An 11,687-nucleotide genomic window follows, 5' to 3' on the forward strand; every position below is an offset into this window, starting at 1 on the left:
TTCATCCCTGTTTCAGTTCGCGAACGATCCAGCGGCCGTGCTCGTCGGCCACCAGCTCCCGATCGCAGGTGAATTCCTGTTGATCCCGCTCGCTGCCCGGCAGCGCCTGGATCACGATTTCGCCCGACGCGCGCAGCGCCTCGACCACCATGGCCAGCGCGTGATCGTCTGACCACGGCGCGGCGATCGCCCTTGCCGGCGGCTGCTCCGGCTGCAGGTCGGCCAGCGCGCGCAGCTCGAGCGAGAAGCCGGTGGCCGGCCTCGCCCTGCCGAAGACGCGGCCGGCGTCGTCGTAGCGGCCGCCGCGCGCCACCGCGAAGGGCATCGACTCCACGTAGGCCGCGAAGGTGATCCCGTTGTGGTAGCGGTAGCCGCGCAGGTCGGCCAGGTCGACCGACACCTCGACCTCCGGCCAGCGCAGCCACATCGGCGACGCCGCGAGCCGCTCGAGCCGATCGAGCGCCTCGCTCGACGGTCCCGTCTGCGGCAGCAGCCGGCGCGCGCGAGCGAGCGGATCGCCGCCCGCGCGCGCGCCGATCCCGGCCGGCGCGCCGCCGACCGCGATCCGGCCATGCAGGCCCGGAAGCGAGAGCAGCGCGTCGCGCAGCGCAGCGGGCGCCGCAACGAGCGCCTCGGCCAGGCCCGGCTGGTCCTTGCCCTGCAGCAGCGCGTAGAGGTCTTCCTCGTCCACTCCAGGCACCGGCCCGTGCAGCGACAGCAGCGCCGGCACGATGCCCACGTGGCAGAGGTCGAGCCGCACCTTGCCGCAGCCTGCGACGGCGAGCGAGCGTACCAGCAACTCGATGATCTCGAGGTCGGCCGCGAGCCCCGCGTGACCGTAGAGCTCGGCCCCGACGTGCATCGGCTCGCGGGACGCGAAGGGGCTCGCCGCGCGGGTGTGCAGCACCGAGCCGGCGTAGCACAGCCTGGCCACGCCGTCGCGGTTGAGCATGTGGGCGTCGATGCGGGCCACCTGCGGCGTGATGTCGGCCCGCAGCCCGAGCGTGCGGCCGGACATCTGGTCGACCAGCTGGAAGGTGCGCAGGCCCAGGTCGCGCCCCGACCCGGTGAGCAGCGAATCGATGTGCTCGATCATCGGCGGCATGACCAGCTCGTAGCCGTACGATCGGTACAAGTCGAGCAGGCGGCGCCGAAGCTCTTCGATCCGGCGCGCCTCGGATGGAAGCACGTCGGAGATGTTCTCTGGCAGAAGCCAGCGAGGCATGGCGGGATTCCCGTTGGCAAAACCCCGTATTTTAAGTCAGAACAGAAGCAGTGCGATGCCGAGCAGCGCGGACCCCATCCCGATGAAGCGAATCTGCCCGTCCCGCAGCCGGGCCACCTGCAGGAAAACCTCGCGCCAGCGGGCCGGCGCGATCATCGGCAGCAGCCCTTCGAGCACCAGCATCAGCCCGAGGGCCGCGATCAGGTTCTCCACGCGGGCGCCCCTCCGTGGCGATCGGCGCTGCGGCGGGCCCGGCGCTCAGCGCCGCCCGCCCGACTCGCTGAAGAAGCGGAAGAAGTCCGCCGACGGGTCGACGACCAGCAGGTCGCTGCGGTTGCGGAAGGACGCGCGATAGGCCTCGAGGCTGCGGTAGAAGCCGGCGAACTCCGGGTTCTTTCCGAAGGACGCGGCATAGATCGCGGTGGCCTGGGCGTCGCCGCGGCCCTTGATCGTCTGCGCGTCGCGATAGGCCTCGGCCAGGATCACCTCGCGCTGGCGGTCGGCATCGGCCCGGATCTTCTCTGACTCGGCCGCGCCGGTGGCGCGACGCTCGTTGGCGACCTGCTTGCGCTCGGACTCCATCCGGGCGAAGACGCGCTCCTGCACCTCGGGCGCGAAATCCACCCGCTTGAGCCGGACGTCGACGATCTCCACGCCGATCTGGCGAGAATCCTGGTCGACCTTGGCGCGCACGTTCTCCACGATCTCGTTGCGCGCGTTGGAGATGACGTCGGCCACGGTGCGGCGGGCGACCTCGTTGTTCAGCGCGTCGCGCAGGCTGCGCGAGATGCGGTCCCCCGCGATCTGCTCGCTTCCGGCCACCGAGCGGATGAACTCGCGCGGATCGACGATGCGCCACTTGATGAAGGTGTCGATCATCACGTTGAGCTTCTCCGACGTGATGAAGCGGTCGCTGTCCGAGGTGTCGAGCGTGAGGATGCGCTTGTCGAAGTACGCGACGTTCTGGAAGGGCGGCGGCAGCTTGAAGTACAGGCCCGGCTTGTCGTGGATCTGGCGGATCTCGCCCAGCGCGTAGACGACCGCGAACTGCCGCTGATCGACCACGAACAGGCAGGACATCAGGATGGCCAGCGCGACCAGCACGCCGAGGAAGATCGGAACGATTCGGTTCATGAAGGCTTCTCCGTCGCTCAGCGGGTGTCGCGCTCGCGGCTGCGCAAGCCGTCGAGCCGGGTGGCCGGCGCCTGCGCCGGCGCGGCGCCGCCCTGCTGCGGGGCGGGCGCGGCAGGCGCAGCGGCCGCCGGCGCGCCGCCGCCGGTTCCCGCCTGCTGCATCAGGCGATCGAGCGGCAGGTAGAGCAGGTTGCCCGAGGACTTGGTGTCGATCAGCACCTTGCTGGTGTTGGCGAAGATCTGCTGCATGGTCTCCAGGTACATGCGCTCGCGGGTGACCTGGGGCGCCTTGGCGTACTCGACGAGCACCGCGTCGAAGCGGCTGGCGTCACCCTGGGCGGCGGCCACCACCCGGGCGCGGTAGCCCTCGGCTTCCTCGAGCAGGCGGGCGGCCGTGCCGCGCGCGCGCGGGATCACGTCGTTGGCGTAGGCCTGGCCCTCGTTGATGAGACCCTCGCGGTCCTGGGCGGCCTTGTTGGCGTCCTCGAAGGCGGCCTGCACCTGCTCGGGCGGCTGCGCCTGCTGGATGGTCACGTCGACCACGCTGATGCCGACCGTGTAGCGATCGAGGATGCTCTGTATCTGCGCGAGCGCATCGATCGCCACCTGCTCCTTCTGCTCGTAGAGCACCTGGTCGATGCCCTTGCGGCCGACGATCTCGCGCATCGCAGTCTCGGCCGCCTGGCGCACGATCTCCTCGGGAACCGGGCCCAGGTCGTTGTTGAACAGGTAGTCGCGGGCGTTGCCGATCCGGTACTGCACCGTGAACTGCAGGTCGACGATGCTCTGGTCCAGCGTGAGGATCAGCGACTCGCGCAGGGTCTTGTTCCGCACCGCATTGCGGTAGCCGACCTCGACCGTGCGCAGCTGCTGGGTGTTCACGATCTCGTGCGACTCGATCGGGTACGGCAGGCGCCAGGTGAAGCCCGCGCGGTCGACGAGCTGCTTGAACTCGCCGAAGCGCATCACCGCCGAGGCCTGGCCCTCCTGCACGATGTAGAAACCGCTGCCCAGCCACAGCAGCAGGGCAACCACGGCCAGCAAGCCGACGCCGGCGCCGGCGCCTTTCATCGACGGGCCGTCGCCGCCGCGCGGCTCGGAGGGCCCGCGAGGGCCATTGGAGCCGCCCTTCTTGCCGAACAGGCCGTTGAGCCGGCGGTTGAAGTCGCGCCACAGCTCGTCGAGGTCGGGCGGGCCGTCACCCTGGCCGGGACGTTGGGGCGGACGCTGCTGGTCTCCGCCGCCGCTTCTGCCCCAGCCGGGGTCGTTCAGGGAAAAGATCGCGCGGACTGACTTCCACATGGTTCCGGGTCGCGGTTCGGGAATCGGGTGAAGGGGATATCGGGATCGAAGAGGGTCGCTGCAACGGACCGGCGATCAGCCGGCTCGCGCGCCGATCTCGGCGGGGTCTTCCGGCGCGGCGGCCGGAACCGCGAAACGCTGGGCGCGCCATTGCGCGACCCGCGCCTCGATTGTCTCGCGCAGCGCGTCGATGCCTGCGCCGGAGACCGCGCTGACCCAGAGCCGGTCGATGCTACCACAGGCATCGGCGGCAACCCGGGGCTCCAGGCCTGCGGCGTCTATCTTGTTCATGACGGTGAGCCGCGGCACGTCGCCCGCGCCGATCTCGGCCAGCACGCGCTCGACCTCGGCAATCTGCTCGTCGCGATCGGGCGCCGAGGCGTCGACCACGTGCAGCAGCAGATCGGCCTCGGCGGTTTCCTCGAGGGTGGCGGTGAAGGCCTCGACCAGCTGGTGCGGCAGCTCGCGCACGAATCCGACCGTGTCCGACAGCACGACCTCGGCGCCCGAGGCCAGCCTGAGCTTGCGGGTCAGCGTGTCGAGCGTGGCGAAGAGCTGGTCGGCGGCGTAGGTACCCGCCTTGGTCAGCCGGTTGAACAAGGTGGACTTGCCGGCGTTGGTGTAGCCGACCAGCGAGATCGCGAAGGCCGGTCGGCGATCGCGCGCCCGCCTGCGCGTGCGGCGCTGGCGCTTGAGCTGCTCGAGCTGGGTGCGCAGCCGGCGGACCCGGTCGCCGAGCATCCGGCGATCGAGCTCGATCTGCTTCTCGCCCGGACCACCGCGCACGCCGATCCCCCCGCGCTGCCGTTCCAGGTGGGTCCAGCCGCGCACGAGCCGCGCCTGCAGGTGCTCGAGGCGGGCGAGCTCGACCTGCAGCTTGCCCTCGTGGCTGCGGGCGCGGCGGGCGAAGATGTCCAGGATCAGCTCGGTGCGGTCCATGACCGGCACCTTCCAGAGCTGGTTCAGGTTGCGCTGCTGCACCGGAGAGATTTCGTGGTCGAACAGCACGAGGTCGATGGCGCCGCCCGGGAGCATGGCGCCGATCTCGTCGGCCTTGCCCGAGCCGATGCACATCGCGGCATCGGGACGCGCCCGACGAACGATGATCCTGGACTGCGGATCGAGCCCCGCCGATCGGGCGAGCGCGTCGAGTTCGTCGAGGGAATCTTCGCCGCGCGGCCGGCCGCCGAAGGCGACGCCGACCAGCAGGCAGCGGACGGGAGTGTGGTTGGCGCTCAGTTTTCCTGACTTTCCTGTTGGAAGTTCACGGGGCGGCCGGGCACGACGGTGGAAATCGCGTGCTTGTAGACCATCTGCGTCACGGTGTTGCGAAGCAGGACAACGTACTGGTCGAAGGACTCGATCTGTCCTTGCAGCTTGATGCCGTTGACCAGGTAGATGGAGACCGGCACATGCTCCTTGCGCAGGAGATTCAGGAACGGGTCTTGTAGTAACTGCCCTTTGTTGCTCATGGCGACTCCGGTTGTAGGTATTGTGCTCGAAGGTTGGGCCGGCGGGCCTTTCTTCAACTCTATCGCAAAACCGCGGGCGCCGCCGCCCGGCAGATCAGGGCCGACCGCGCGCTGCGCACGACGTGTGAAGGAATCGCCGCGAGATCGGGCCGCGCAACAGATTCCTTCACACCTTGTCAGCGCTCGGCGTAGGGGTTGGCGGAGGACCGGAATTCGATCCTCAGGGGCGTGCCCTCGAGCTTGAACTTGTCCCGGAACCAGCCCTCGAGGAAACGACGATAGGTATCGCCGATGTTGTCCAGGCCGCTGCCGTGGATCACGATGATCGGCGGGTTGCGCCCGCCCTGGTGGGCGTAGCGCAGCTTGGGCCGGAACGGGCCGCGCTTGGGCGGCGCCTGTTTCTCCACCGCTTCCTGCATCGCCCGGGTGAGCCTGGGCGTGGACAGCTTGGCGGTGGCCGCCGCGTAGGCGCCGTCGATGGCCCGCATCAGCGCGGCAATGCCGGTGCCCTCGAGCGCCGACAGGTGCAGCAGCCGCGCGAAGCCGAGGAAGTGCAGCTTGCGGTCCAGTTCGCCGCGCAGCCGCTGGCGTGCCTCGGCATCGGCGAGGTCCCACTTGTTGACCGCCACCACCAGCGCCCTGCCCGCTTCGAGTATGTAGCTGGCGATGGTGGCGTCCTGCTCGGACACCTGTTCGGCGGCATCGAGCAGCAGCACGCAGACATTGCAGTCCTCGATCGCCTGCAGCGTCTTCACGACCGAGAACTTCTCGACCATGTCGGTGACCTTGCCGCGCCGCCTCAGGCCGGCGGTGTCGATCAGCGTATAGGGCCTGCCGCCGCGCTCGAACTCGATCTCGACCGAATCGCGGGTGGTGCCGGGCTGGTCGAAGGCGATGAGCCGCTCTTCGCCGAGCAGCGTGTTGATCAGCGTGGACTTGCCGGCATTGGGGCGCCCGACCACCGCCACCCGCACACGACGCGGCGCCTCGGGCGCCCCGGCTTCAGCCCCCTCGACCCCTTCGGGCTGTCTGGCGGCCTCTTGCGCGGCCGCGCTCTCGGCCCGCGCCGCCGCCTTGCGGCGAGCGGCCGCCCGCTTGCTCTCCCCCGGCTCGGCGGCTTCCGCCTCGTCTTCGCCGGGCTGCGTCTCGGGCATCCCGGCGTCGCCCATGTGCTCGAAGGCGATCTCGATCATGTCGCGCACGCCATCGCCGTGGGCGGCCGAGATCGGCAGCGGATCGCCGAGGCCGAGCTCGTGGAACTCGGCCGCCACCTGCGCGCGCGGCATCCCCTCGGTCTTGTTGACCGCCACGAAGACCCGCTGGGCGGTGCGCCGCAGCTCGCGGGCGATCTCCATGTCGTGCGCGGTCAGGCCTTCGCGGCCGTCGACCACGAAGACCACGGTGTCGGCCTCGAGCACCGCCTGGCGGGTCTGGCGCGCCATCTCCACGGCGATGCCGGACTTGGCCACCGGCTCGAAGCCGCCGCTGTCGATGACGATGAACGAGCGCTCGCCGCTGCGGCCGCGTCCGTACTGGCGGTCGCGGGTCAGTCCCGGCACGTCGGCGACGAGGGCCGCGCGACTGCGGGTGAGCCGGTTGAAGAGCGTCGATTTTCCGACGTTGGGCCGCCCCACCAGGGCGAGTACGGGCAGCCTGGCCATGATCAGTCCAGCGAAACGGCGTACAGGGTGCCGCCGGTGGTTTGCGCGATCGCGAGATTGCGCCACAGCACCGGCGCGCCGACCAGGGGGCTGCCGTCGGTGGCCAGACGGGCCTGCAGCGCGCCGTCGTCGCGCGACAACACGTGCAGCATGCCGAGCGAGTCGCCCACCAGCACGTGCGAGCCGGTGAGCAGCGGTGCGGACGGCTGGCGGCGCTTCAGGCCTTCCTGGCGCCAGAGGCTCGCACCGCTGCGCGAGAACGCCTGCACCCCGCCGTCGGCGTCCACCGCCACCACCGCCCGCGAGTCCAGGTCGATGCCGGCCGCGGCCGCGAAGTCGCGCCCCCAGGCCGCGCGGCCGGTGGCTGTGTCCAGGCAGCCGATGCGTCCGCGCCAGGCCGCCGCGCAGACTTCGCGCCCGCTGATCAGTGGCGAGCCCACGATGTCGGCGATGCGCTCGATCTCGTTGGAGCCGCGCGGCAGTCCGATCGCGGCCTCCCAACGGAGCGCGCCGTTCTGCAGCGACAGCGCGACCAGCCGGCCGCCGGGCAGGCCCACGTAGGCGCTGCCGGTGTCCATCGCGATCGAAGCGGTCTGCCGCAGCACCAGCGCCGGCGGCTGCCGCTCGAAGGTCCAGCGGCGCTTGCCGGTGTCGAGCTCCCAGGCGGACACCCGGTTGTCGCTGCCGCGCACGATGGCCAGCCCGAGCCCGACCGCCGGCACCGTCACGATCTCGGCGCCCGCCGGCGAGCTCCACTTCTGCTTGCCCTCGCGATCGAGCGCGATCAGCGAGCCGTCACGCGCCGCCACGACGGTCACCTCGCCGTCGCTGCCCGCGCCGGCAATCAGCGGCTTGCCGAGATCGGTGCGCCAGATCGCCCTGCCGGTCGCGGCATCGAGCCGGGCCACCAGGCCGTTGCGGCCGGCCACGACGACCGAGTCGCCGACCACCAGCGGCTGGAAGCCCGGCCCGCCCGGGCCGGACTCGAAGGTCCAGGCGACCCGGGCCGCGGCTCCCCCGCTCACCGCGGGCAGTTCCGGAAGCTTGGGCTTGGACGAGGACCAGAGCCCGCAGCCCGACAGCACCGCGGTGGCCGCGAGGCCCGCCCCGAGCAGGCGCAGGCGCCGGCGTGCGGGATTCATGCCGCCCCCCCGGGAATCGCGTCGAGCTTCACTTGCACCAGCCGGCGCAGGGCGCTGTCGGCCGCCAGCAGGTTCAGCGCCTCCTGGTAGGCAGCCCGCGCCTCGGCAGGCTTGCCCTGGGCGAGCAGCAGGTCGCCGCGACGATCCGCGAAGGCCGCCGCGTAGCTCTTTTCCGCGGGCGCGGCGAGCAGCTTCAGGCCTTCGTCGAAGGCCTTCTCGTCGAGCAGGATCGCGGCCAGGCCCAGCCTGGCCTGGTCGCGGAAAGCCGGGTCGCGGGCCTCGTCGATCGCCCACTGCAGCGGCACCTTGGCCGCCTTGGCGTCGCCCGCCTCGGCATAGGCGTCGGCGGCGACCAGCGCGGCCATCTGCGCCCAGGCGGTGCTGCCGTAGTCGGCGAAGATCCGCCCGGCGGCCTCCTTGACCTTGGCGACGTCCCTGGCATTCGCCGCCTGGCGCAGCTGGTCGAAGACCTGCGAGGCCTGGGCCGACTGGCTGGTCTGGTACCACTGCCATCCGCGCCATCCGGCGAAGGCCAGCGCCACGACCAGCACCACGGTCATGATGAAGCTGCCGTACTTGTTCCAGAAGGCCTTCAGGTTCTCGAGCTGTTCCTGTTCTTCGAGGTCGTAAGCCATGTATCGGTTCGCTTGAGTGTGTCGGGGCGGCGCTTGCGCCGGTGCGATTCGGATTGTGCCGGGTCAGATCGAGGCGTCGCCTGCGATCGCGTCGGCCAGGGCCTCGGCGACGCGATCGAGCGGCACGGTGGCCTGCCTGCCGCCGCCCTCGCCTTCGCGCAGCCACTTGATCGAGGCCTCGCCGCGCGCGACCTCGTCCACGCCGAGGATCAGCGCGAACTGCGCGCCGCTGCCGTCGGCCCGGCGGAACTGCGACTTGAAGCTGCCGCCGCCGCAGTGCAACAACACGTCGAGGCCGGCGTCGCGGATCCGCTCGGCCGCCTGCATCGCGGCTTCGAGCGTGGCATCGCCATGATGCACGACGTAGACGTCGCACTGCGCCTGGGCGGGTTCGCCGCCTTGCGCGCGCATCAGCTCGAGCACCCGCTCGACGCCCATCGCGAAGCCGCAGGCCGGCGCCGGCTTGCCGCCCAGCATCTCGACGAGCGGATCGTAGCGCCCGCCGCCGCAGATCGTGAGCGCGGCGCCGCCCAGGTCGGCCACCCACTCGAAGACGGTCAGGTTGTAGTAGTCGAGACCGCGCACCAGCCGCGGGTTGATCCGGAATGGCAGGTTCTGCGCGCGCAGCAACGTCTGCAACCGCTCGAAGTGCGCGAGCGAGTCGGCGCCGAGGAAGTCGATCAGCCGGGGGGCCGACTCGACCACGCCGCGCATCTCGGGATTCTTGGTGTCGAGGATGCGCAGCGGGTTGCTGTGCAGCCGGCGCTGGGCGTCGGCGTCGAGCTGGTCACGATGCGCCTCGAAGTGCGCGATCAGCGCCTCGCGGTGCGCGCGGCGCTCGTCGGCGGCGCCCAGCGAGTTGATCTCGAGCGACACGCCGGCGAGGCCGAGCTGGTCCCAGAGCCGCTGGCACATCAGGATGACCTCGGCGTCGGCATCGGGCCCGGCCAGGCCCAGCGCCTCGGCACCCACCTGGTGGAACTGCCGGTAGCGGCCCTTCTGCGGACGCTCGTGGCGGAACATCGGGCCTGCATACCACAGGCGCTTGGGGCCGTCGTAGAGCAGGTTGTGCTCGATGGCCGCGCGGACCACGCCCGCGGTGTTCTCGGGCCGCAGGGTCAGGTCCTCGCCGTTCAGCACGTCGGTGAAGGAGTACATCTCCTTCTCGACGATGTCGGTGACCTCGCCGATGCCGCGCACGAACAGGCGCGTGTGCTCGACGATCGGCGTGCGGATCTGTCGGTAGCCATAGGAACGCATCGTGTCGGCGACCGCCTCTTCGAAGGCGCGCCACAGCGGCTCGTCGGCCGGCAGGACGTCGTTCATGCCGCGCACGCCGTTCAGCTTCGGCGGCGTGCTCCGGTTCGGGTTGTCGTCGTGCATCGTTGTCGATCGGTTCTCTGGTGCGCCGCCTTCGTGCCGCGCAGGATCTGGTTCGAGCCCTTGCAGGGCAGGTCGGCCGCGGCTCAGGCGGCCTGGTCCTCGGAGGACTTCGGCGCATAGCGCCGGCGCACATAGTCGTCGACGAGCGCCTGGAATTCCTCGGCGATGCGCTCGCCCTTCAGCGTGACCGTGCGCTCGCCGTCCACGAAGACCGGCGCCACCGGCGCCTCGCCCGAGCCCGGCAGGGAAATCCCGATGTCGGCGTGACGGCTCTCGCCGGGGCCGTTGACCACGCAGCCCATGACCGCCACCTGCATCGACTCGACGCCAGGATGGCTGATCCGCCAGACCGGCATCTGCTCGCGCAGGTAGGCCTGGATCTTCTGGGCCAGCTCCTGGAAGAAAGTGCTGCTGGTGCGCCCGCAACCCGGGCAGGCCACGACCACCGGCGCGAACGCGCGCAGGCCGAGCGACTGCAGGATCTCCTGCGCGACGACGACCTCTTTCGTGCGGTCGCCGCCCGGCTCGGGCGTGAGCGACACGCGGATCGTGTCGCCGATGCCTTCCTGCAGCAGCACCGCCATGGCCGCGGTGGAGGCCACGATGCCCTTGCTGCCCATGCCCGCCTCGGTGAGCCCGAGATGCAGCGGCCAGTCGCAGCGGGCCGCCAGCGAGCGGTAGACCGCGATCAGGTCCTGGGCGTTGGACACCTTGGCCGACAGGCAGATCTGGTCGGCCGGCAGGCCGAGCTCGACCGCGCGCTGTGCGCTCTCGATCGCCGAGGTGACCAGCGCCTCGCGCATGACTGCCTGGGCCTCCCAGGGCTCGGCGCGGGCGGCGTTCTCGTCCATCAGCCTGGCCAGCAGGCTCTGGTCGAGGCTGCCCCAGTTCACGCCGATGCGCACCGGCTTGCCGTGACGGCAGGCGATCTCGATCATCCGCGCGAAGTTGTCGTCGCGCTTGCGGCCGGCGCCCACGTTGCCCGGGTTGATCCGGTACTTGGACAGCGCGGCCGCGCATTCCGGGAAATCGGCCAGCAGCTTGTGGCCGTTGTAGTGGAAATCGCCCACCAGCGGCACGTCGACGCCCATCCGGTCGAGCTGCTCGCGCAAGGCCGGGACCTCGGCCGCGGCCGCCGGCGAGTTGACCGTGATGCGCACCAGTTCGGAGCCGGCCCGCGCAAGCTCCTTGACCTGGATCGCGGTGGCGACCGGATCGGCGGTGTCGGTGTTGGTCATCGACTGGACGACGACCGGCGCGTCGCCGCCCACGCGGACTTCGCGCGAGCCCCAGCGGACCACGCTCTGCCGGGCGCGGCGGCGGGCGGCAGGCCCGACCGGCATCGGCGCCACGGTCGACGGCTTCATCGCGCCCCTCGCCTCAGTCGAGCGTGAGCCGGGCCACGCCCTGGCGAGCACGAGCGGCCAGGTCGACCGGCTTGCCGCCGCGCTCGAGCGTGACGTGCTCGGCGTTGCCGATGACCAGCGTCAGCGGCTTGCGGCCGCTGAGCTCGCGCTCGCTGCCGGCCGGCTGCAGCCCGGTGAGGACGACCTTGCCGCCCGCCTCGCGGATCTCGACCCAGGACTCCCGGGCGAAGCGAAGGCGTAGCGTCTCGATGTCGGGGGGCGCAGCGACCGCCGGCGCTTCGCTCGCCGCGGACGCAGGGGCCGGCGTGGTCGCGCCGGCCTGGGCAGCCCCCTGCAGGGCCGGCGAAGCGGCGCTCGGCGCGGGCGC

The 11,687-nt window shown here is 71.0% G+C and carries 12 protein-coding genes; all 12 read right to left on the reverse strand.

From position 1 onward, the window contains the following. Position 1 precedes the first annotated feature (1 nt). Positions 2–1,225, reverse strand: a complete 1,224-nt coding sequence (locus FHP08_RS18155) for an ATP phosphoribosyltransferase regulatory subunit (RefSeq protein ID WP_147705925.1) — start codon at positions 1,223–1,225, stop codon at positions 2–4. A 36-nt stretch (positions 1,226–1,261) separates the two neighbouring features. Next, on the reverse strand, positions 1,262–1,438 hold the full coding sequence (locus FHP08_RS18160) for a DUF2065 domain-containing protein (protein WP_147705926.1): 177 nt from the start codon (positions 1,436–1,438) through the stop codon (positions 1,262–1,264). A gap of 45 nt (positions 1,439–1,483) precedes the next feature. After that, a complete protein-coding gene (gene hflC / locus FHP08_RS18165) occupies positions 1,484–2,359 on the reverse strand; it encodes a protease modulator HflC (protein ID WP_147705927.1) in 876 nt (291 codons plus the stop codon). Positions 2,360–2,376: 17 nt separating this feature from the next. Continuing rightward, the gene (hflK, locus tag FHP08_RS18170; RefSeq protein WP_147705928.1) at positions 2,377–3,660 is read right to left on the reverse strand and encodes an FtsH protease activity modulator HflK; all 1,284 of its coding nucleotides are present in this window, start codon (positions 3,658–3,660) and stop codon (positions 2,377–2,379) included. Between the two features lie 75 nt (positions 3,661–3,735). Next, on the reverse strand, positions 3,736–4,899 hold the full coding sequence (gene hflX / locus FHP08_RS18175) for a GTPase HflX (protein ID WP_147705929.1): 1,164 nt from the start codon (positions 4,897–4,899) through the stop codon (positions 3,736–3,738). Continuing rightward, entirely contained in the window at positions 4,896–5,132 is a 237-nt protein-coding gene (hfq, locus tag FHP08_RS18180; RefSeq protein ID WP_147705930.1) for an RNA chaperone Hfq, read from the reverse strand. Before hfq ends, hflX begins: the two co-directional genes overlap by 4 nt. 176 nt (positions 5,133–5,308) lie before the next feature. Then, a complete protein-coding gene (gene der, locus FHP08_RS18185; RefSeq protein WP_147705931.1) occupies positions 5,309–6,793 on the reverse strand; it encodes a ribosome biogenesis GTPase Der in 1,485 nt (494 codons plus the stop codon). A gap of 2 nt (positions 6,794–6,795) precedes the next feature. After that, a complete protein-coding gene (gene bamB, locus FHP08_RS18190; RefSeq protein WP_147705932.1) occupies positions 6,796–7,935 on the reverse strand; it encodes an outer membrane protein assembly factor BamB in 1,140 nt (379 codons plus the stop codon). Continuing rightward, positions 7,932–8,570, reverse strand: coding sequence for a YfgM family protein (locus FHP08_RS18195; protein ID WP_147705933.1), 639 nt, complete (start codon positions 8,568–8,570; stop codon positions 7,932–7,934). Before FHP08_RS18195 ends, bamB begins: the two co-directional genes overlap by 4 nt. A gap of 63 nt (positions 8,571–8,633) precedes the next feature. Beyond that, entirely contained in the window at positions 8,634–9,953 is a 1,320-nt protein-coding gene (gene hisS, locus FHP08_RS18200; RefSeq protein ID WP_147705934.1) for a histidine--tRNA ligase, read from the reverse strand. Between the two features lie 83 nt (positions 9,954–10,036). Next, positions 10,037–11,320, reverse strand: a complete 1,284-nt coding sequence (ispG, locus tag FHP08_RS18205) for a flavodoxin-dependent (E)-4-hydroxy-3-methylbut-2-enyl-diphosphate synthase (protein WP_147705935.1) — start codon at positions 11,318–11,320, stop codon at positions 10,037–10,039. 13 nt (positions 11,321–11,333) lie between these two features. Continuing rightward, the coding region (locus tag FHP08_RS18210) for a DUF4115 domain-containing protein (RefSeq protein ID WP_147705936.1) at positions 11,334–11,687 on the reverse strand (354 nt) is incomplete at its 5' end.

The organism is Zeimonas arvi (assembly GCF_008039575.1).
Taxonomy (GTDB): domain Bacteria; phylum Pseudomonadota; class Gammaproteobacteria; order Burkholderiales; family Burkholderiaceae_E; genus Zeimonas; species Zeimonas arvi.

Excerpts from the sequence above, each read along its gene's own strand:
- hfq (WP_147705930.1), bottom strand. The coding sequence starts at position 5,132 with ATGAGCAACAAAGGGCAGTTACTACAAGACCCGTTCCTGAATCTCCTG.
- der (WP_147705931.1), bottom strand. The coding sequence starts at position 6,793 with ATGGCCAGGCTGCCCGTACTCGCCCTGGTGGGGCGGCCCAACGTCGGA.
- ispG (WP_147705935.1), bottom strand. The coding sequence starts at position 11,320 with ATGAAGCCGTCGACCGTGGCGCCGATGCCGGTCGGGCCTGCCGCCCGC.
- FHP08_RS18155 (WP_147705925.1), bottom strand. The coding sequence starts at position 1,225 with ATGCCTCGCTGGCTTCTGCCAGAGAACATCTCCGACGTGCTTCCATCC.
- FHP08_RS18195 (WP_147705933.1), bottom strand. The coding sequence starts at position 8,570 with ATGGCTTACGACCTCGAAGAACAGGAACAGCTCGAGAACCTGAAGGCC.
- hflC (WP_147705927.1), bottom strand. The coding sequence starts at position 2,359 with ATGAACCGAATCGTTCCGATCTTCCTCGGCGTGCTGGTCGCGCTGGCC.
- hisS (WP_147705934.1), bottom strand. The coding sequence starts at position 9,953 with ATGCACGACGACAACCCGAACCGGAGCACGCCGCCGAAGCTGAACGGC.
- bamB (WP_147705932.1), bottom strand. The coding sequence starts at position 7,935 with ATGAATCCCGCACGCCGGCGCCTGCGCCTGCTCGGGGCGGGCCTCGCG.
- hflK (WP_147705928.1), bottom strand. The coding sequence starts at position 3,660 with ATGTGGAAGTCAGTCCGCGCGATCTTTTCCCTGAACGACCCCGGCTGG.